The 20,298-nt window shown below is 71.4% G+C and carries 15 protein-coding genes and 1 pseudogene; 11 read left to right on the top strand and 5 right to left on the bottom strand.

Going from position 1 to position 20,298, the window contains the following annotated elements; all coding sequences use genetic code 11:
* The first annotated feature begins 202 nt into the window (after nucleotides 1-202).
* The gene (locus ABZU75_RS07425) at nucleotides 203-2,101 is read left to right on the top strand and encodes a LuxR C-terminal-related transcriptional regulator (RefSeq protein ID WP_355550514.1); all 1,899 of its coding nucleotides are present in this window, start codon (nucleotides 203-205) and stop codon (nucleotides 2,099-2,101) included.
* Nucleotides 2,102-2,120: 19 nt separating this feature from the next.
* Here ABZU75_RS07425 and ABZU75_RS07420 read toward each other — a convergent pair whose 3' ends face one another.
* Nucleotides 2,121-4,748, bottom strand: a complete 2,628-nt coding sequence (locus tag ABZU75_RS07420; protein WP_355550512.1) for a CHAT domain-containing tetratricopeptide repeat protein — start codon at nucleotides 4,746-4,748, stop codon at nucleotides 2,121-2,123.
* Nucleotides 4,749-4,879: 131 nt separating this feature from the next.
* On the opposite strand from ABZU75_RS07420, the gene ABZU75_RS07415 reads away from it, so the two are divergent.
* The 4 genes from ABZU75_RS07415 to ABZU75_RS07400 all read left to right on the top strand — a co-directional run bounded on the left by ABZU75_RS07415 (nucleotide 4,880) and on the right by ABZU75_RS07400 (nucleotide 8,108).
* Entirely contained in the window at nucleotides 4,880-6,328 is a 1,449-nt protein-coding gene (locus ABZU75_RS07415) for a S8/S53 family peptidase (RefSeq protein ID WP_355550510.1), read from the top strand.
* A 65-nt stretch (nucleotides 6,329-6,393) separates the two neighbouring features.
* Nucleotides 6,394-6,969 carry a sigma-70 family RNA polymerase sigma factor gene (locus ABZU75_RS07410; RefSeq protein ID WP_343965779.1) on the top strand — a complete coding sequence of 192 codons (576 nt, stop codon included), beginning with the start codon at nucleotides 6,394-6,396 and terminating at the stop codon, nucleotides 6,967-6,969.
* Nucleotides 6,966-7,400: a hypothetical protein gene (locus ABZU75_RS07405; protein WP_355550507.1), complete on the top strand. Its 435-nt coding sequence runs from the start codon at nucleotides 6,966-6,968 to the stop codon at nucleotides 7,398-7,400. The genes ABZU75_RS07410 and ABZU75_RS07405 overlap by 4 nt, the downstream gene beginning before the upstream one ends.
* Before the next feature lie 117 nt (nucleotides 7,401-7,517).
* Entirely contained in the window at nucleotides 7,518-8,108 is a 591-nt protein-coding gene (locus tag ABZU75_RS07400) for a hemerythrin domain-containing protein (protein ID WP_355550505.1), read from the top strand.
* Between the two features lie 61 nt (nucleotides 8,109-8,169).
* On the opposite strand, the gene ABZU75_RS07395 is transcribed toward ABZU75_RS07400, so the two are convergent.
* Nucleotides 8,170-9,207: an iron-containing redox enzyme family protein gene (locus ABZU75_RS07395; protein ID WP_355550503.1), complete on the bottom strand. Its 1,038-nt coding sequence runs from the start codon at nucleotides 9,205-9,207 to the stop codon at nucleotides 8,170-8,172.
* 648 nt (nucleotides 9,208-9,855) lie between these two features.
* Between ABZU75_RS07395 and ABZU75_RS07390 the strand changes: the two genes are divergently transcribed.
* The 3 genes from ABZU75_RS07390 (at nucleotide 9,856) to ABZU75_RS07380 (ending at nucleotide 12,064) form a co-directional block, all read left to right on the top strand.
* Nucleotides 9,856-10,311, top strand: a complete 456-nt coding sequence (locus ABZU75_RS07390; RefSeq protein ID WP_350916076.1) for a hypothetical protein — start codon at nucleotides 9,856-9,858, stop codon at nucleotides 10,309-10,311.
* Nucleotides 10,312-10,485: 174 nt separating this feature from the next.
* A complete protein-coding gene (locus ABZU75_RS07385) occupies nucleotides 10,486-10,956 on the top strand; it encodes a MarR family winged helix-turn-helix transcriptional regulator (protein ID WP_355550501.1) in 471 nt (156 codons plus the stop codon).
* A gap of 133 nt (nucleotides 10,957-11,089) precedes the next feature.
* Nucleotides 11,090-12,064, top strand: coding sequence for an NAD-dependent epimerase/dehydratase family protein (locus ABZU75_RS07380; protein ID WP_355550499.1), 975 nt, complete (start codon nucleotides 11,090-11,092; stop codon nucleotides 12,062-12,064).
* 168 nt (nucleotides 12,065-12,232) lie between these two features.
* Here ABZU75_RS07380 and ABZU75_RS07375 read toward each other — a convergent pair whose 3' ends face one another.
* Both ABZU75_RS07375 and ABZU75_RS07370 read right to left on the bottom strand, forming a co-directional pair.
* A complete protein-coding gene (locus tag ABZU75_RS07375; protein WP_350916070.1) occupies nucleotides 12,233-12,586 on the bottom strand; it encodes a DUF3140 domain-containing protein in 354 nt (117 codons plus the stop codon).
* Nucleotides 12,587-12,773: 187 nt separating this feature from the next.
* Complete coding sequence (locus ABZU75_RS07370; RefSeq protein WP_355550496.1) at nucleotides 12,774-14,081, bottom strand: aminotransferase class I/II-fold pyridoxal phosphate-dependent enzyme; 1,308 nt, start codon at nucleotides 14,079-14,081, stop codon at nucleotides 12,774-12,776.
* 672 nt (nucleotides 14,082-14,753) lie between these two features.
* Here ABZU75_RS07370 and ABZU75_RS07365 point away from each other — a divergent pair.
* Both ABZU75_RS07365 and ABZU75_RS07360 read left to right on the top strand, forming a co-directional pair.
* Nucleotides 14,754-16,487, top strand: coding sequence for an ABC transporter ATP-binding protein (locus ABZU75_RS07365; protein ID WP_355550494.1), 1,734 nt, complete (start codon nucleotides 14,754-14,756; stop codon nucleotides 16,485-16,487).
* Nucleotides 16,484-18,496 (top strand): ABC transporter ATP-binding protein, encoded by a 2,013-nt coding sequence (locus ABZU75_RS07360; protein WP_355550492.1) that lies wholly within the window; start codon nucleotides 16,484-16,486, stop codon nucleotides 18,494-18,496. The genes ABZU75_RS07365 and ABZU75_RS07360 overlap by 4 nt, the downstream gene beginning before the upstream one ends.
* 172 nt (nucleotides 18,497-18,668) lie before the next feature.
* On the opposite strand, the pseudogene ABZU75_RS07355 reads toward ABZU75_RS07360, so the two are convergent.
* Nucleotides 18,669-18,809 (bottom strand): annotated as a pseudogene (locus ABZU75_RS07355) (alpha/beta hydrolase); the annotation flags it as partial.
* 771 nt (nucleotides 18,810-19,580) lie between these two features.
* Between ABZU75_RS07355 and ABZU75_RS07350 the strand changes: the two are divergent.
* Nucleotides 19,581-20,298 (top strand): hypothetical protein (locus ABZU75_RS07350; RefSeq protein ID WP_355550490.1); only part of this gene is annotated, 718 nt, incomplete at its 3' end.

Below are 20,298 nucleotides of genomic sequence, written 5' to 3'. Positions count from 1 at the left end.
TCTCGCAAGGCGGAGGAGGGAGCCGCAGCGTGCTGCGGTGACCGACGACAACGCGGCGAGGCGCCGCCTGACCGACCGCAGTAGGCAAAAGATCCGCAGGACAGGGCCTAAGGCACGAATACCGGCGAGAGCCGGTTTCAGCCGGATGTCGGAGAACTCGGCTCCGGGTGTATCACCGGCGGGCGGCGCGCCTCATATCGCTGTGAGAAACCCACGGTCTCCCTGGCCGTTCACGGCCAGAGCTGAGGAGCTTGATCTCGTACGGCGAAACCTCTCCGCCGGTCACCGGGGGATCGTCGTGACCGGTGCGGCGGGCAGCGGCCGGAGCCGCCTGACCACCGAGGCCGTACCCGAGGCGATGCGTGAGTCGGTGCTCGTCGTGGACGACGCCCATCTGCTCGACGACGCCTCGGCCGCGCTCGTCCACGAGCTGGCGATCGGCGGGCGTACCCGCCTGCTCGTCACGGTCAGGGAGGGCGAGCCCGCACCGGAGGGCGTCTCCAGGCTCTGGGAGGAGAACCTGCTGCCGCGCCTGGCACTGGCCCCCCTGACGGAGCGCGCCTGCGCCGAGCTGCTGGCGCGGGCGGTGGACGGCTACGTGGACGCCCTCACCGTCCGGCGCCTGTACCGGGCGAGCCGCGGCGACCTGCGGCTCCTGCGCGAGCTGGTCGTCGCCGTGCACGCCGGCGGAGACCTGAGCCACGTGTCGGGCACCTGGACCTGGCGGGGCACGCCGCCGATCACCGCGCGCGTCCGGGAGCTGGTGGAGGAGACGATCCGCGACCTCGACACCGAGGAGCGGGACGCGCTGGAGCTCATCGCGTCCGGCGAGCCACCGGGCACGGGTGCGGGTGTGCCGGGCGCCCTCGTGGCCCCCGCCGTCCTCGAACGCCTGCGGGCGAGGGGGCTCGTCACCGTGGACGGCCGGCTCGTCCACCCGCTGCACGGCCCGGTGCTGCGGGCCGCCGCGGCGGAGCCCTCCCTCGCGGGCGGGCCTTCCGGCGGGCGAAGGCCGCCGAGGGCCTCGGCGCTGGCGGCCGAGTGCGAGGAGCTGGCCGCACGCGCGTACGCGGGAAGGCTCGCGGAGATACCCCGGGGCGTCGGCGAGCGGATGGCCGAGGACGACACCGGCTGGGACGAGCCCGCGATGCCGGAGTTCTGCGCGCGGCGCGCCCGCGTCGCCCGGCTCCGCGGGGAGACCCGAGAGGCCATGGCCTGGAGCCGCGAGGGACTGCGCCGCTCTCCCCACCACCGCGCCTGCCTGGCCGAACTCGCCCACGCCGCCGCCTACGTCGGCGACCTGACGACGGCCTGGCAGGCCCTCTCGCGCGGTCCCGCCCCCGCCGGGGAGGCACGGACGCGCCCGTGGCAGGCGGCCGGCGCACGGCCTCCGGCGCACGCGGGGAGCCCCCGGTCGCAGGCGCCCACCCAGGACCGCCGGCCGTGGGCATCCGCCGCCGTACCGGCGCGGACCTGGGCGCTCGCCGCCGAGGGAGACCTCGACGGCGCCCTGCGGTCCGCGCTCGGCGTCGCCGGAGACGGCCTGTTCGGAGACGATCTGTTCGCCCTGCACGACGTGGTGCGGCTCGGCTCCCCCGAGCTGGTCGCCGATCGGCTCGGGGAACTGGCCGACCGCACGGAGGGGGACCTCGCTCCCCTGCTGGCGCGGCACGCCCGCGCGCTGGCCCGGCGCGACGGGGACGCCCTGGACAAGGTGGCGCGGGGGCTCGCCGACCTCGGCCTGATGCTCCACGCCGCGGAGGCGGCCGCGCACGCCGCCCTCGTCCACTCCGACCGGCACGCCTCGCAGGCGTCCAGGAACCGGGCCTCGGCGCTGGCGGGCGCCTGCCAGGGGGCGCGCAGCTCCGCGCTGGTCAACCTCGCGCTGCCGAGGCTGACCGCCCGCCAGCGGCAGATCGTCAGCCTCGCCGCGGCGGGCCTGACCAACCGGCAGATCGCCGAGCAGCTCACGGTGTCGATCCGCACGGTCGCCAACCACCTGTGCGACGCCTACGCGCGGCTCGGCAGCAGCGACCGCGCCGGCCTGGAAGGGCTCTTCACCGTCGGCCAGCGCGGCGGCCGAACGGGCGGGCCCCGATGAGAGGAGCCGGCGGGGCGGGTCAGGCCGCTCCGATGGCGGAGAAGGACCAGCCCGTCGCACGGTGGAGCGCGTCGCCGGGCATCGACAACCTGGCGTCGCGCAGGGCCTCGGCCATGCTCAGACCGCGCCGCAGCCCCTCGTGCAGGGCGAGCATCAGCGGCACCACGGTCTCGTCGTCGACCGGCACCGAGCTCGCCACGATCCCGGCCGTGCCCAGCGGCAGCAGCGCCGTGGCGAGGCCGAGCAGCTCGTTCGCGCCGACCGGCTGCAGCCTGCCGGAGTCGCAGCTGGACAGGACGATCCGGTACGGGGCGCTGCGGAGCCGTTCGAGGTCGTGCACCGTGAGCGGGCCGTCGTCCATCCCCAGGGAGGAGAACATCGGGCTGTCGGAGCGGAAGGTGCCGTGCGCGGCGATGTGCGCGAGCCTGCTGCCGTCCAGCGCCGCGAGCACGGCCGAGGTGACCGCGGTGCCGTTCTCCAGCACCGTCGCCTCGCCGTACCCGGCGGCCAGGGGCGGGATCTCGGCACCACCCGTCGCCAGCCCCGGGCCTCTGACCAGCACGACCCGCTCCCGCGACGGCGACGGCTCGATCCGCCGGGCGCGGAGCCAGGCGCTCGCCGACGGCGACACGCTCAGCACCCGCGTCCCCAGCGCGGGCAGCAGCGCCCAGGGCACGCCGTGCAGCCTGCCCGGCGGTACGACGACCACCGGCCCTTCCCCGAGGTGGCGCACCGCGGGGCCGAGCAGTGACTCCTGGAGGCGGCGCCCGCCGGCTTCGAGGACGGGCAGCCTGGCCGCGGAGCCCCCGTACGCGATCCTGCTGAGACCCGCGCGGGCGTGGTCGGCGTCGATCGCCGCGTCGGCCAGCCGTCCCGCGGCGAACCTGCGCACCCGGCCCCGGCCGCAGAGCAGGACGTGCAGGTCGCCGTCGACGGCGACGATCTCGATCAGCCACCCGTCACCGAGCTCGTCGAGCAGCAGGTCCACGTCGAAGCGGTGCCCGTCGGTGCCGCCCTCGCCGCGCATCCGGAGCGTCCGGTCGCGGATCCCCTTCTCCAGCCGCCGCTGCTCGCGCTCCAGCGCGGGGGCCGGGCTGCCCTTCTGCCGGGCCGCCTCGATCCGGCTGCTGATCTCGCGGAAGGCCGTCACGTCGCGCAGCAGCTCGGGATCGTCCGGCGGCCGGGTGGGCGGGACCGCCAGCGCCGTGGCGCGCCAGCGCTCGCTCCAGCCGAGGAACCGGCGGGGGCTCCCCCCGGCGAGGGTCGCCCGCTGCGCGAGCAGGGCCAGCTCCGCCCCCTGCGCGGTGGCCCGCGCCCGCAGCTCCGAGGCGCCCAGCGTCATCCTGTACTCGTCCAGCAGGTCGAGCCCCCGTCGGCAGGCGTCCAGCACGCCGCGGGTCCGCCCCGCCACCGCCGCCCGCAGTGCCTGCGCCACCCAGCCGTCCACCCGGGCGAAGGCGGGACCGCGCGATCTGCCCCTGGCCGCGGCGGCCAGGTGCCGTTCGGCCTCGGCGTCGGCGCCGAGGGCGAGGGCGGTGCGACCGGCCAGCAACGACGCCTGGACCGCCTCGGGGGCGCGCAGCTCCGCCAGCCGCAGGGCGACCGCGGCGGCGTCGCGTACCGAACGGCCGGAGATCTCGCCGGCCGCGAACCTGGCCTGGACCAGCACCAGCCGAGCGTGGGCCTGCCACCAGTCGCGGCGCTGACTGGAGAAGAGCCGGACGGCCGTGCCCGCGCGGGCGATCGCCGCGTGCGGCTCGCCCGCCGCGATCGCGGCCCGCGCGGCGATCAGGAGGAGTTCGGCGCCGCGGGTCGTCTGCCCTCCCGTACGGTTCAGCAGCTCCGTGGCGGCGTCGGCCTCCTCCAGCGCCTCGCGCGCCAGCCCGGCCGCCAGGAGCACCCCGCACCGCCGGATGTGCAGCACGAACATGGGCGTGCCGAGTGCCTTGTAACGGCTCGCGGCCTCGTCGAAGTGGTGTAGCGCCGCGGGGAGGTCGCCGGACCTGAACGCCGCCAGCCCTCTGCTCTCCACCGCGTCGGCCTTGTCGTGCTCCTGGTCGGTGGTGTCCCACAGCCGCTCGGCGGCGACGAAGTCGGCCTCGGCCCGCTCCACGGACCCCATGGCCAGGTGGACCGTGGCCCTGAGCGTGAGCGCGCGGGCGGTCCAGATCGTGTCCTGTGCCCGGCGCAGGGCGGGGATGGCCCGGCGCAGGTCGTCGAGCGCCTCACGGTGCCCGCCGAGGACCCACCAGGTGTAGCCGCGCCGGAACAGCGCGCGGGCGCCGGTGAGCCCGCCGCCCCTCTCGACCGCCGCCTCCAGCGCCGTCATCCCCTGCCTGGTACGGCCCGCGTGGACGAGGGCGGCCCCCAGGGTCGACAGCACGTCCGTCTCGCGGTCCGCGGAGCCGGACCTGGCCGCCAGGGCGCGGGCCTGCCGCAGATGGCCGATCGCCGTGGTGAGGTCGCCGAAGTCGCGCTGCCAGATGCCGATCACCTGGTGGGCGACGGAGGCGTCATGAAAGGAGGGGGCGCCCGCCAGCACGACCCGCGCTCCGGCCAGCGCGTCGGCGGGACGGGCGAACACCAGGGGCAACAGGTCGAGAGCATCTCCCACGGAAGGCGGGACCCGCGGGCTTCCCCCGGTCACGGATCGATGTTAGACGTGATGTGTTCGGAGCGTCCATGCCGCTGTGCTCGTACGCAGGGGTGTATCAACCGGGCGCCCCGTGGCTCCTAACCCATGGCGACGTGAGGAATCTCCAAGACAGGACAGTGAATATGGCACCAGACAGGTTCCAGGAACAGTTCGACCAGATCCAGGCCGCCGTGGGAGAGGAGGTCGTGCTCGCGGCGGGCCCGGACGACTCGCCCAGGTTCCTCTATGAGAAGGGCTGCGTCCTCGCCAGGCGGGACGAGGCCCCCGAGGTCACCCAGGCGATCCGGAGGGCGTTCCGCCGGGATCGCGGCAGTGACCGTGGTGTGGAGTTGCAGGAGGAGGACGGCCCGAGCGGCGTGTCCAGGATCCGGGTCGGGCCGCTGAACCGTGCGGAGCGCTGGAGCGACCGGGACGTGTCGGACGCGCTGCGGGCCGTCGACGAGCTGGAGCGTGCCAACGGCCGCCGGATGGTGTCCAGGAACCACATCGTGTCCATCGCGGTGAACTGCTGCCCCGGCGACGAGCCGGTACCCGTGGCCCGATGCGGGCCGCCCAACCCGGCGGTGGCCAAGCGGGTCGTCGGCGCGACGGCCGGCCCGGTGTCCGTCCTGGTGATCGACACGGGACTGGTGGAGAACTACAGGTCGCACCCGTGGATGAGCCTCGTCGAGGGCGAGGGCAAGGAGATCGAGCTGGACTCCGAAGGGATACTCAAGCAGTACGTCGGTCACGGCACCTTCATCGCCGGGTTGATCAGCGCCGTCGCGCCCAGCGCCGCCATCACGGTGAACGGGGCGCTCGTCAACGCGGGCGCCATCTCCGAGAAGTGCCTGGGTGACCTCCTGCTCAGGGAGATGCGGCCGTTGAACAGGTGGCCGGACATCATCAACCTGTCCGCGGGGACCCTGAGCACGGACCACAGGACGCTCATGGGGCTCGAGGACTTCATGCGGGAGCTGGTGACCGACCACCCGGAGACACTGCTGGTGGCCGCGGCGGGGAACAACGGCAGCGACGAGCGGTTCCATCCCGCGGCCTACGCCGACGACCCCGACTACGCCGGTGCCGTCGTGTCGGTGGGCGCGCTGCGGAAGGACGGCCAGGACCGGGCCTGCTTCAGCGGTCACGGGCCGTGGGTGACGGCGTACGCTCCCGGGGAGCGCCTGGTGAGCGCCTTCACCGCGGTGGACGACACCCCGGTGCCCTACGACTACCAGCATTCGACCTACGACCACTGCCGGTACGGCTCCGCCTACGACTGCACCTGCCAGTTCCCCCCGCACCGGGGCGAGCTCAGCGAGAAGATGGCGGCGTCGCCGAACGCGATCCGCGAACGCGTCGAGTTCGACGGGCTGGCGCAGTGGAGCGGCACCTCCTTCTCCGCGCCCCTGGTCGTCGGCATGATCGTCAATCACATGGTGCGGAACAACGTGACCGACTCCCGGCAGGCCGCCGCCGAGCTCCTGACCACCCCCCTGTCCGGCAGGGGGGTGCAGGGCCTGACCGCCCCCGCCCTCATCCCCTCCACCTGGACGCCGTCGAGCGTGCAAAGTGTCCCGGTCGTGCCCTGAAACCGGTGCGGCCGAATCGGCCCTCCGTCGTACGATGACAGTCCCGAAGGCAAGGGGACGTCACCGTGGATCGAGACTCGACCGGCATCCTCTTCCGCGCCGCGGTGGACGGGGAGACCGCGGCGTGGAAATCCCTGGTGGAGGGCCTCAGCCCGCTCGTGTGGTCCGTCGTGCGCGCCCACGGGCTGAGGGACGCGGACGCGCAGGAGGTCTACCAGACGACCTGGTTCCGGCTCGCGCAGAACCTCGCGCGGATCCGCGAGCCGGACAGGGTCGGGGCCTGGCTGGCCAGCACGGCGCGGAACGAGTGCGTCAAGGTGATCAGAACCGCCCGGCGGGTCTCGCCGAGCGACGACCCCGAGGTGTTCGACCGCGCCGCCGACGGTCGTACGCCCGAGCAGGCCGTGGTCGACGCCGAGGAGGCGTCGATGGAGCGGGAGCGGATGCGGGCCATGTGGCAGGCGTTCCAGGAACTGGGTGAGAACTGCCGGCGGCTGCTGCGCCTGCTCATGGCCTCGCCGCCGGTCAGCTACCAGGAGGTGTCGGCGACACTCGGCATCGCCGTCGGGAGCATCGGGCCGATCAGGCAGCGCTGCCTGCGGCGGCTGCGTGTCCTCCTCGCGGAACGGGGCTTCCGATGAGCGACGACGCGCTTGAGGCGGAGCTGCGCCGCGCCGTCGAGTTGTTCGATCCCGTTCCCTCCGACCTCCTGCAGACCGCCGTCGAGGCCTACGCGCTCCGCGCGCTCGACGCCGAGCTGGCCGAGCTGGTCTTCGACTCCCTGAGCGGGCCCTCACGGGTGCGGGGTGACAGAGCGCCGCGAATGCTGACCTTCCAGGGGATGGAGCTGACCGTCGACCTGGAGGTCACCGTGACCGCCGGCGGCGGGCGCGTGGTGGGCCAGCTGATGCCGCCGGGGCCCGCGGAGGTCGAGGTCCTCGGGCACCGTCCGGTCACGCTGGCCACGGACGAGCTGGGCAGGTTCGTCTACGACGACGTCCCCGCCGGGCCTTTCAGCCTCCGCTGCCACCTCGCGGGCGCGACCGTCGTCACCGAGTGGATCACCGTCTGACCGCGGCTTCGCACGGACGTCTCCGGGTACGCGGTCACCGGTGCGCGGCCCGTGCCGGGTCGCCCCAGGTTTCGGTGCCCGGATGGGGGTAAGCGTTCTGTTGACAAGGGGGGACCTATGAGTGACCACAGGAACGTGCCCGAGCTGATGGATGAGAACGACGTCGTGGACCTGCTGGTGCGCCAGCATGTGATGATCAGGGATCTGTTCGACGAGGTGGAGGACGCTCCCGCGGGGAACCGGCGGGCCGAGGCGTTCCAGCGCCTGGTGCGGATGCTGGCCGTGCACGAGACCGCCGAGGAGGAGGTCGTGCACCCCTACGCACGCCTCAAGATCGAGGGTGGGGACGAGGTGGTCGACGAGCGCCTCGCCGAGGAGCGGGAGGTCAAGCAGATGCTCTCCGACCTGGAGAGACTGGGCACCGACCATCCCGACTTCTCCGGGCACCTGCAGGTCCTGCGGGCGGCGGTGCTGGCCCACGCCCACGCCGAGGAGCGCCACGAGTTTCCCCAGTTCCGCACCCAGACCAGCGAGGCCGAGCGCCGGGCCCTGGCCGCCGGGGTGAAGGCGGCCGAGGCGCTGGCGCCGACCCACCCGCATCCGGGCACCGAGTCGGCGGTCAGGAACCTGCTGCTCGGGACGCCGCTGGCGCTCGTGGACCGGACCCGCGACGCGATCCGCCAAGCCATGGGCGGGCGCGGAGACTGAGGTACGGGCCTCCCCCCGCCGGTACCACTTGGTTCGGTCATCACGCCACCGGTGGCCGGGGTCACGGCCGCGCCGCGCCCACCTCCCGCAGTGACGAGACGCCGCGCCGCCACCGGCTCATGACGTGCTCGGCGAAGAGCCGGTCCAGGGTCAGCGCGCAGGCCGCCCCGTACAGGACGTCACCGGCCCGCGAGGGGTGCTGCCGTGCGAACCCGCCGCACATGTCGTGCGCGGCGGTCTGCTCGGGTACGGCGTCGGCCCGCACCTGCTCGTCGTAGAAACGGCTCGCCGCCTCGCCCGCCCCCAGTCGCCGCAGGCCCCCGGAGTAGCGACGGTTGGGGACCGAGGAGGTCATCTCGGCGGCCGCCAGGTGGCCGAGCAGCGCTCCGAGGTGGCGTCGGTGGAGCCCGAACAGCGACATCGTGTTGGAGACGGCCAGCGTGATCGCCGGGACCTGGTCGAGGTAGGCGCCGTAGGAGTCGTCCATGCCCAGCCGGCGCATGGTGGTGCGGAAAAGCTCGGAGTGCATCCGCTCGACGCGCCCGCCGCCGTACTGGCCCGCCTGGATCTCCACCAGCGCCGCCTTGGGACGTCCGCTCAGCCGGGGGATCGCCCAGGTGCGCTGATCGGCCCCCTTCAGGTGGTGGATCGACCGGTGCGCGACGAACTCGCGGAACTGCGCGAGGTCGGCCTGCCGCTGGAGGAACCCCGGCAGGTCGGGGCCGTCGACGGCGGCGGCCACCAGATCGGTCAGGGCCTGGCTCATGTGCTCGGCCCGCTGGGTGGGCGGGCACGACACGGCCCGCGCCAGTCCCTCCTCGAACCGTGCCTCCAGGATCTCCCGCACCTCCAGCAGCGAGGGGTTCCACTCCCACCGCTCGTCCACGCCCTCGAAGCCCCGGTGGTGCAGCTCGTAGCAGACGAAGAGCGCCAGCTGCACGTCCTCGTCCGCGAGGACCGGGCCCGCGAAACGGGCGGGGAACGACAGCAGCGGGAGCGACAGGAGGCCGAAGCGGTGCGGTGGGTGTACCAGCCGTTCGAAGAGCAGGGCGCTGATCGGGCCCCGCGCGGCGGGCAGCGCCGGAGCCCTGCCCGGCACCGGCAGGTCCAGCGGGTCCGGGCGCTCGGCGAGCTTCGAGCGCTCCGGAGACTTCGCGGGCTTCAGGGATCTCGGGGCCTTCGGGGAGCCCGGGGGCTTCGTGGCACGTGACGGTCCGGGCCCGGGAGAGCCCAGCAGTTCGGGGAGGCGCGACAGTGCCGAGGAATCCGGGAGATCCGAAAGACGCGGCTGCCCGGGAGACCTCGGCGGCTCCGGAGACGCCGAGAGGTCCGGGTCCGCCGGGAGCCCGGAAGCCGTCAGGGGTCTGCACACGCCCCCGGGTGAGTCGTTCACCGTGATGCCGCCGTCGTGAACGTCAGCGATGCGCCGCCCGTAGTGAGCGGACGCGTCAAACCCACGCGCCATGCGTCCCCCGTTCGATGCCCCCCGATCGGTCCGATGCCCACACCGAAGCCCTCGAAACGCCCCCAAGATCACTCCTTCCTCTCGATGACCTGCAGAAACCACGAAATACATGGATATTTCGCAGGCGCACTCGCGTGAGCGGACGAGTACCGGGACCGGAAACGGGCAGGCGACAGCACCGAGACAGCACGACACCGGGGCCATCCAGCGGAAAACCCGATGCCCCGGCGCGGGGGGACGGCGAAACGCCGGTCTCCCCGTACGGGAAGGTACGGTCAGCTCATGTCCGAGCGCAGCATGCCGCACGACCTCGCCGCCTGGGCGTGCCCCCACGGGCAGGACGCTCGCCGGGGTTGCACGACCTGCTACGAGGAGTCGACCGACGGCGACCAGGCCCAGCCCTTCTGGGAGGTCGCCGCGTGGTTCACCACCTCACGGCCGATCCCGATAAGAACGCTCCAGGACGCGCACCACCACGGCCGCCATTTCGCCCTCGACCAGCCGTCCACGCCGCTGGTCTACCTCCTGACCGGCCGCGCCCGCGCGGGGGGCAGCGTGCAGGCGATCGCGGGCGTCGTCGGTTTCCTGCTGCACAACCGGCACGTGGTGGCCGACTTCACCGTGACCGAGACCCGCGCCACCCGCCGCTCGCCCGGCACCCCCGGCGCGCCCAACGCGACCCGCCAGACCGACAAGTGGCTCCAGGACCCGCGCCGCCCCGACGGGCGCCTGCGGTGAGGGTGCCCCTTCGCGGAGCCGGTGCGCCCGGCCGGGCGACGCCGTCGGCGCGCGTGGGGTCGGTGCCCGCCCGAATGCCCGCCCGGGGTGTGTGCCACCCCGCGGATGACAGGTACGGCGAGAGTCCCTAAGCTCGACAACACCATTGTCGAAACAGCGAGGCGGGAGGCGATCGTGCCGGCCGACCCCCCGGGCTTCGAACTCCCGCTCAGGCTCTTCCTCGGCTTCCGGATGCTCATCGACGAGCTCCACGCGGAGCTCGCCCGCCAGGGACACCCCGACATGCGTCCGATGCATGGGTTCGTGCTGCAGGCGATCGGCCCCGAGGGCAGCACCGCCGTGGAGCTCGGCCGGCGGCTGGGCGTCTCCAAGCAGGCGGCGGGCAAGACCGTGGACACCCTGGAGCAGCTGGGCTACGTCGAGCGGCGCTCCGACCCCGACGACGCCCGCCGCAAGATAGTGCGGCTCACCGAACGGGGCGTCGACAGCCTCGCCCGGTCCGCGCGCATCTTCGAGGACCTGCGCGCCGGCTGGGCGAGGACCCTCGGTGAGGACCGCCTGCGCGCCCTGGAGTCCGACCTGCGCGCCGTGACCACGGGGGACGTCTTCCGGCTCGACGTCCCCGGCTGGTTCGGCGGCTACTGACCGCTGATCACCGGAACGGGTGCCGGCGTTCACGGAGCCGCCGCCCGGCGGCCTTTCGACCGATCCGCCGTCGCCCCGGCCAGGCGCGAAACGCTCTGCGAGTTACCTCACCAGATTCGCCACAATGTGAGGTATGCAAATCCTGATCATCGGCGGCACCCGGTTCGTCGGCCGGCACATCACCGCGGCCGCGATCGCGGCCGGGCACCAGATCTCCCTGCTGCACCGGGGTATGACGGGCCCCGAACTGTTCCCCGAGGCCGAGCACCTGCTCGCCGACCGCAACGCCGACCTGTCCGTGCTGCGCGACCGGCGGTGGGACGCGACGATCGACGTCAGCGCCTACCACCCGTCGCAGGTCACCTCGCTCGCCGGCGCGCTCTCCACCGGCCAGTACGCCTTCGTCTCCACCACCGCGGTCTACCGGGCGCCCGAGCGGCCGGGCTTCACCGAGGACTCCCCGCTGGCGGAGCTCGACGGGCCGATCCCCGAGACGGTGACCGGCGAGGTGTACGGGCCGATGAAGGTGCTGTGCGAGCGGGCCTCGGTGGACGTGTTCGGGACCTCGACACTGGTCGTACGGCCCACGTACGTCATCGGCCCGCATGACCACACCGGCCGCTTCACCTACTGGGTCAACCGGATCGCGCGCGGCGGCGAGGTCCTCGCGCCCGGCGACCCCGGCGACCCCATCCAGGTGATCGACGCCCGCGACATGGCCTCCTGGATCGTCTCCATGGTCGAGGGGAGGCATCCGGGCACCTTCCACGCGGTCAGCCCTCCCCCGCCGTTCTCCTTCGGCGACCTGCTTGAGGCGATCGTGGCCGAGGTCGGGCCGCCGGGAACCACCCTGACCTGGGTCGGGCAGGACTTCCTGCTCGCCGAGGGTGAGAACGGCCTGTCGCTGCCCCTGTGGTCCGAGGGCGACCCGCAAAAGTCGATCAACGCCGCCGACCCCGCCGCCGCCCGCGCCGCGGGGCTCGACCCGCGCCCCCTGGGACGGTCGATCCGCGAGATCCGCGAGGCGGAGGCTTCCTTCGGCACGGCCGCCACCATCACCCCCGACCGGGAGGCCGAACTGCTCTCCCGCTGGTCGGCCCGCGCCTGAGGCGTGTTTCGCGGATCGGGGACGCGGCGGCGGGCGACCCACCGGCGAGTCCGGTGCGCTCTCCCGTTCAAGGTCGCTCCCCGAGGTCGCCTTCCAGGTCATGGGTGGCTTTCGAGCCCGGCCACACGGCACGGCTCCGGCACGGCTCGTGGGTGCCCTCGGCCGGGGTCAGCCCCGGAGCCGGGACGGCCGGAGCGGGTTGTGCCCGACCTCCAGCAGCGCCCGCCGCCGGTCGTCGTCGTCATCGCCGACCCTCCCCTCGGCCAGCGTGTCCTCGACCCGGTCGACGGCCTGCCGCATCGTCTCGATGTCGTCCGCGGTCAGGTCGTCCTTCCGCTTGCCGAGGACCCCGAGCACCTGGCGTCCGAGCGGCGGCATGACCGACTCGGGACTCCTGGCGACGCCCCCGTCCGCCGAGGCCGACGCCAGCAGGAAGGCGCGCAGCTCCTCCGACGTCATGTTCACGACCTCGTGGAACTCCTGCCACACCAGGTCGAGGATCAGATCCGATTGGTCGGCCACCGTGCTCTCCTCTCACACCGGGCCCCTGCGGTCACGCCCCGGACAAGGCCCGGCCGCCGGCGGACCGGATCTCCCCTGGCGGGGACGCGCGACGGCGGGCGCACGGCCGCCCTACCCCGGCTGCCACGCCGCTAACACGGGAACCGGGGTACGGGCGGTTTTCAGTACGGCGCGACGTATGCCCTCCTCAGGAGGGGTTGTCCACCGTGAAGCGCACGCCGGAGAAGCGGCTCCGCCACTCGGTGACCTCCGGCGCCACGGTGCCCGGGTCGACGTTCTCGTCCAGGCCGCGGGCGATGAACGAGGCCAGCTCCGGCATGTCCGCCTCGGTCATCCCGAGCCTGACGATCTCCGGCGTACCAATCCGCAGGCCGTTCACGTCCCCCTCGACCGCCTCCACCGGCAGGCCGATGCCGCTGCTGAGCAGGTTCGCCTCGCGCAGCCGCCGGGCGGCCCGCTGCCCGCCGCCGTAGCGGTGGGCCAGCACGGAGAACTGGTGGGAGCGGGTGCACCCCCGGTCCGCGGCGAAGATCGGGACGCCGAGGGCGAGCAGCTCGTCCGCCAGCCGCCGCGCGGTCGCGATCATCTCCTGCGCGTAGGCGGGCCCCGCCGCCTTCCAGTCGAGCATGGTCATGGCGAGCGCGGCGGTCTTGCCCGCGTCGAAGTTGGCGGTCAGTCCCGGGTAGGCGATCGCGTCGAGCCGCTCGGCGAGCTCGGCGTCGTTGGTCACGATGAGCCCGCCCGCCGGCCCGCCCAGGCTCTTGTACGTGCTCATGGTGATCAGGTGGGCGCCCTCCGCCAGCGGCTGCGGCCACGCCTTTCCGGCGATCATGCCGCAGAGGTGAGCGGCGTCGAAGAGCACGCGGGCGCCGACCGAGTCGGCGATCTCGCGGATGCGCGCCACCGGGTGGTGGAACAGGTTGAGGCTGCCGCCGATGGTGATCAGCTTCGGCCGGACCCGCTCGGCGAGCTCGCGCAGGGCGTCGACGTCCACCGTGTAGCCGTCCGGCGTGATGGGGGCGGGAACGATGTTCAGCCCGTACAGGCCGGCCGCGCCGGGCTCGTGGTGTGTGACGTGGCCGCCGATGCTCGCCGGCGGGGCGATGATCGTGTCACCGGGCTCGCAGACGGCCATGAAGGTGTAGAGGTTCGCCAGCGCTCCCGAGCCGACGCGTACCTCGGCGTAGCCGGCGCCGAAGACCTCGGCGGCCAGCTCGGCGGCGATGATCTCGATCTGCTCGATCGCCTCCAGGCCCATCTCGTACTTCTCGCCCGGGTACCCCAGTGACGGCCGCGACCCGAGGCCGGCCGAGAGCAGCGCCTCGGCCCGGGGGTTCATGATGTTCGTGGCCGGGTTCAGGTTGACCGACTCGATGTCGTGGATGCGGTGGTTGCCGGCCACCAGCCGTTCGATCTCGCTCTGGATCGAGGAGGCGGTCTGGTCCGTCACGGCCTTCAGTACGGACTGGACGCGATCCTCAGTGACGGTGGGCACCCACGGACGGTGGGCGAGGGCACGGGGCATCAGGTGATCTCCTGGCCGACAGGCAGACGGCTGTCGTGGTGATGTCTGGTTGTCTGCCACACGACGTTAGATCGCAGATGATGCCCGCCGCATCGGGTGAAAGATGGGGTTTTTCACGCCGTTTTCCTACATTTGCCGGAAAAAGATTCCGCGCTCCGCCGGAAACGATCACTTCTTTCACAGGAGCCCCACCCGTACCTTCCGGCCTTCGAAACGCCGCCCCGAACACCAGATGCGGCCGAACCGCAATAAATGGGTGAGCAGCCTGTCCACTTGCTTTGTAGGATGACCGACGTGCCAGGGCTCCCTCATCCGGCAGGTGCTCACCGGCCCGATCGAGCCCCCACGACCGGCTGCGCCATGGCCGCCGCCTGTCGCGCGCGACCATCGGGAGTTCGTCGAAGGCGACCCGCCGCCGCTCTCGGAGACCGTTTCCAAGCCGCCGGTCGGGGACCGCACCCATCCCCACCTCGGCCCGCTCCCTTGACCTCAACCGAAGTTCAGGTCGCAGGCTGAGTCCGACACTCCCCCGCTGGAGGAAATCCTCATGATCCCGGCTACCGGGACGACGGGCGCGACCGGCCGACTGCCGGTCCCCCGGCACGACGCCCCTCTCCCGGCCACCCCACCTAAAGAGACCCCATGCTGACCCGCCTGCTCCGCACCTACCTGCGCCCCTACTCGGCGGTGCTGACCGCCGTGGTGGTGCTGCAACTGGTCGGCACCATCGCCTCGCTCTATCTGCCCAGCCTGAACGCCGACATCATCGACCAGGGCGTGGCCACCGGCGACACCGGCTACATCCTCACCGCGGGGGGCTGGATGCTGGCCGTCTCCCTCGTGCAGATCGCCTGCTCGATCGCGGCGGTCTACTACGGCTCCCACGCGGCCATGGGGTTCGGACGCGACGTCCGCTCGGCGATCTTCCACCAGGTCGGCGGCTTCTCCGCCAGGGAGGTCTCCCACTTCGGCGCCCCCTCCCTGATCACCCGCGGGACCAACGACGTGCAGCAGGTCCAGATGCTCGTCGTGATGACCTGCACGATGCTGGTCTCGGCCCCCATCATGGGCGTCGGCAGCATCATCATGGCGCTGCGCCAGGACCTCGGCCTGTCCTGGCTCATGCTGGTCTGCGTCCCCGCGCTGCTGATCTCGATCGGCCTGATCATCGTCCGCATGGTCCCCCAGTTCCGCGCGATGCAGGAGCGCATCGACCGGGTGAACCAGGTACTGCGCGAGCAGCTCACCGGCATCCGCGTGGTGCGCGCCTTCGTCCGCGAGCGTGAGGAGACCCGCCGGTTCGCCGGCGCCAACGACGAGCTGACCGACACCGCGCTGCGGGTGGGACGGCTGACCGCGCTCATCTTCCCCACCGTGATGCTGATCCTCAACGTCTCCAGCATCGCCGTGCTCTGGTTCGGTGCCGGGCGGGTGGACAGCGGCGAGATGCAGATCGGCGCCCTGACCGCGTTCCTGATGTACCTGATGCAGATCCTCATGTCGGTGATGATGGCCAGCTTCATCTCGATGATGATCCCGCGCGCCGCGGTCTGCGCCGAGCGCATCACCGAGGTGCTCGACACCGAGTCGTCGGTGACGCCGCCCAGCGACCCGGTACGGCAGGTGAGCGGCCGCGCCGAGCTGGAGATGCGCGACGTCGAGTTCCGCTACCCGGGCGCGGAGGCACCCGTGCTGTCCGGCGTCTCCTTCCGCGTGACGGCGGGACAGACCACCGCCGTGATCGGCAGCACCGGCTCCGGCAAGACGACGCTGGTCTCGCTGGTGCCCAGGCTGTTCGACGCCACCTCGGGCACGGTCTCGGTCAACGGCGTCGACGTCCGCGACCTCGACCCCCAGGTGCTCTGGTCGCGCATCGGCCTGGTGCCGCAGAAGCCGTACCTGTTCAGCGGCACCGTCGCCAGCAACCTGCGCTACGGCAACCCGGACGCCGACGACGAGGAGCTGTGGGAGGCGCTGGAGGTGGCCCAGGCGCGCGACTTCGTCGAGGCGATGCCCGAGGGCCTGGAGGCGCCCATCACCCAGGGCGGCACGAACGTGTCCGGCGGGCAGCGACAGCGACTGTCCATCGCCAGGGCACTGGTCAGCAAGCCCGAGATCTACCTGTTCGACGACTCGTTCTCGGCCCTGGACCTGGCCACCGACGCGCGGCTGCGTGCCGCCCTGCGCCCGCACACCGCCGAGGCCGCCGTCATCATCGTCGGCCAGCGGGTCTCCACCATCGCCGACGCCGATCAGATCATCGTCCTGGACGACGGCGTGATCGTCGGCCTGGGAACCCATGACGAGCTGCTGGATTCCTGCCCGACGTACATCGAGATCGTCGAGTCCCAACTAGCCGCGGAGACCGCAGCATGAGTGACAGTCCCACGACCGCGCGACCGCGACCACCCGTCGGCGGCGGAGGCTTCGGCCGGGGCCCCATGGGCGGGGCCGGGATGCCCGCGGAGAAGTCGATGAACTTCGGGCCCTCCGCGCGACGGCTGGTCCGGCGGATGAACCCCGACCGCCCGAGGCTGCTGGCCGTGGTCGGCCTCGCCGTGATCAGCGTGGTGTTCTCCGTCATCGGGCCGAAGATCCTCGGGTACGCGACGGACCTGATCTTCACCGGGGTGATCGGCAAGCAACTGCCCGCCGGGACGAGCACGCAGCAGGCGATCGAGGCGGCCCGCGCCTCCGGCAACGACAACTTCGCCGACCTGCTCGCGGGGATGGACGTCGTACCCGGTCAGGGCATCGACTTCGGCGCGCTGGGCACGGTCCTGCTCTGGGTGCTGGGGCTCTACATCGCGTCGTCGCTCTTCGCCTGGTACCAGGGTTACCTGCTCAACGACGTGGTGCAGCGCACCGTCTACCGGCTGCGGGAGGAGGTCGAGGAGAAGCTGCACCGGCTTCCGCTCAGGTTCTTCGACGGCCAGCCGCGCGGCGAGCTGCTCAGCCGGGTCACCAACGACATCGACAACGTCTCGCAGACCCTGCAGCAGACCATGAGCCAGCTGCTGAACTCGCTGCTGCTGGTGATCGGCGTGCTCGCGATGATGTTCGTGATCTCACCGCTGCTCGCGCTGATCGCCCTGGTGACCATCCCGCTGACGATGGTCGCCACCGGGATGATCGCCAAGCGCTCGCAGAAGCACTTCGTCGCGCAGTGGAAGCACACCGGCAGCCTGAACGCTCACATCGAGGAGGCGTTCACCGGTCACGAGCTGGTGAAGGTGTTCGGACGCCGCCCCGAGGTCGAGGAGGTGTTCAGGGAGAGGAACGAGGAGCTGTTCAAGGCCAGCTTCGGCGCCCAGTTCATCTCCGGGATCATCATGCCGATGATGATGTTCATCGGGAACCTCAACTACCTCGCCATCGCCGTCGTCGGTGGCCTGCGGGTCGCCACCGGGGCGATGAGCCTGGGTGACGTGCAGGCGTTCATCCAGTACTCCCGGCAGTTCACCCAGCCGCTGACCCAGGTCGCCTCGATGGCCAACCTGCTGCAGTCGGGGGTGGCCTCGGCCGAGCGGGTCTTCGAGCTGCTCGACGCCGCGGAGCAGGAGCCCGACCCGGCCGACCCGGTGGTGCCCACCGCCAGGCGGGGCCGCGTCGAGTTCGAGCACGTGTCCTTCAGCTACGACCCGGAGCAGCCCCTCATCGAGGACCTGTCCCTGGTGGCCGACCCCGGGCACACCGTCGCGATCGTCGGCCCGACCGGCGCGGGCAAGACCACCCTGGTCAACCTCATCATGCGCTTCTACGAGCTGAACTCGGGCCGGATCACCCTCGACGGCATCGACATCACCGCGATGCGCCGCGACGACCTGCGCTCGCACATCGGCATGGTGCTCCAGGACACCTGGCTGTTCGGCGGCACCATCCGCGAGAACATCGCCTACGGCAACCCCGGGGCCACCGAGGAGCAGATCCTCGCCGCCGCGCGGGCCACCTTCGTCGACCGTTTCGTGCGCACCCTGCCGGACGGCTACGACACGGTGATCGACGAGGAGGGGAGCAACGTCAGCGCCGGTGAGAAGCAGCTGCTGACCATCGCCCGCGCCTTCCTCGCCGACCCGTCGCTGCTCATCCTCGACGAGGCCACCAGCTCGGTCGACACCCGCACCGAGGTCCTGGTGCAGCACGCCATGGCCGCGCTGCGCTCGGACCGCACCAGCTTCGTCATCGCCCACCGGCTGTCGACCATCCGCGACGCCGACCTCATCCTGGTGATGGAGGAGGGAAGCATCGTCGAGCACGGCACCCACGACGAGCTGCTCGCCGCCCGCGGCGCCTACCACCGCCTGTACTCCGCGCAGTTCAGCGGTGCGGCGATCGAGGGCGACGAGACGACCGCGGAGGAGGTGCCCACGCCGGTCTCACCGTGATCCGTCCGGCTTGGTGACGGGTCGGCGCGGCCGTGGCATCGTTGTCGCCACGGCCGCCCCCGGGAGCACGGAGCGCCGGCCGGAGGCGACCGGCCACGACGCGGTCACCGAGAACGACCGAACTCGCCCGAGCCGCCCGTCACCGGTGGCGAGACGGTCTCACCGTGACCGTTCAGCCTTTGACGAAGCCGAGGAGTGCCTCGGTGACCTCGGCGGCGTGGGTCCAGAGCAGGCCGTGGGGCGCGCCCTCTATCTCGACGTAGGTGGCCCGCGGAACCAGCTTGCGGAAGGGCCGCGCGGTGGCGTCGATCGGCCGTATCCGGCGAACGACGACCGACACGCCACGCCCCCGCACCGGCAGAATCGGCGACCCGTTCTCGCGGGAATCAGAACCTGACGCGAGCCGCGACCGGTAAGTTCCCCCTTCCCCCGAGCGAGGACGGCTCCAGAGCCGATCCCGGCGGGCGATGTCCCCTCTCGCCCCACTCCGCCATCGAAGATGTCGCCGGCGAGCCCGCGCACGCGCCCAGCGCAGGAGTGCAACAGCGGTCAGGCGACAGCACCGCCCCGGTCGACTCGGAAGACCCGCGGGAGTTCTTCTGGCACAGCGGATCGAAACACCATATACAGGGCCGTCACCCATTAAATCAGTCGCATGTCGGATAAATATCTTTCACAAAGCTGGATGATCAAGGCTAATAATCCATTCACCAGCGACATCCAACTGCATTGTGCGGCAATCCACTCTTGCCTCGATAGATGCCACCAAAAAGGAGCATTCAACACTAAAGGTTAGCTATCGGACTTGAGGGTGAATGATTGAGATTATAGCCACTTGCCGAAAAGATCATAAACTTGGCGGCATTGCACCTTGATATAGAGGTGCGTAAGTTAATAAATAAGTTCAATATCGCCAACAAGAGGTAATCAAGCAAAAGAGGTGGATGATCACCGTTTATCCCTCGATACAAAAGGAAATCAAGGGTTCGCAGCGATGATCCCTAAGGGCTAGAGAAGATACTTTCCAGCCGATTTTGAGAACGTCGAAGCAGGGGGCAATCAATCCTTTCGAGGGGGACATGTAGTGTCCAAGATCAAAAACGCCGTCGCAGTATTCGCCGTCGGCAGCACGATGCTGACAGGCGGAGCCGTTGGCCTCGGTGCCGCGACCGCCGCCACCACAGCCAGCGCCGCAGCCAGCGCTACAGCCAGCGCCGCTCTAGGCAGTTGGTGCGGTGGCAGCGGCTGTGGGCATTCCTGGCGTCGTCAGCTGCTGAGGCAGTTCCAGAGGCAACGGTCGTTGCAACGCCAATTCCAGCGCCAGTTGTCGAACCAGTCGCAGAGAATTCACCAGAATGTCAACTTCCATCTGAACACTTCTGCCGACGCCGACAGTATCGCCAGGCAGAAGGCCGATGCGGAGGCAGAGGCCAGGCAGAAGGCCGATGCGGACGCCAGGAACAGGGCCGAGGCAGAGGCAGAGGCCAGGCAGAGGGCCGAAGCAGAGGCCAGGCAGAGGGCCGAAGCAGAAGCCCGACAGAAGGCCGATGCGGACGCCAGGAACAGGGCCGAGGCAGAGGCAGAGGCCAGGCAGAAGGCCGAAGCAGAGGCCCGCAACAGGGCCGAGGCAGAGGCAGAGGCCAGGCAGAAGGCCGAAGCAGAAGCCCGACAGAAGGCCGAGGCAGAAGCCCGCAACAGGGCCGAGGCAGAGGCAGAGGCCAGGCAGAAGGCCGAAGCAGAAGCCCGCAACAGGGCCGAAGCAGAGGCAGAGGCCAGGCAGAAGGCCGAAGCAGAAGCCCGCG

The sequence above is a fragment of the Streptosporangium sp. NPDC005286 genome, from assembly GCF_040607515.1.
In the GTDB taxonomy this organism is placed as follows: Bacteria; Actinomycetota; Actinomycetes; order Streptosporangiales; family Streptosporangiaceae; genus Streptosporangium.
This window is presented reverse-complemented; position numbering and strand designations above follow the sequence as displayed.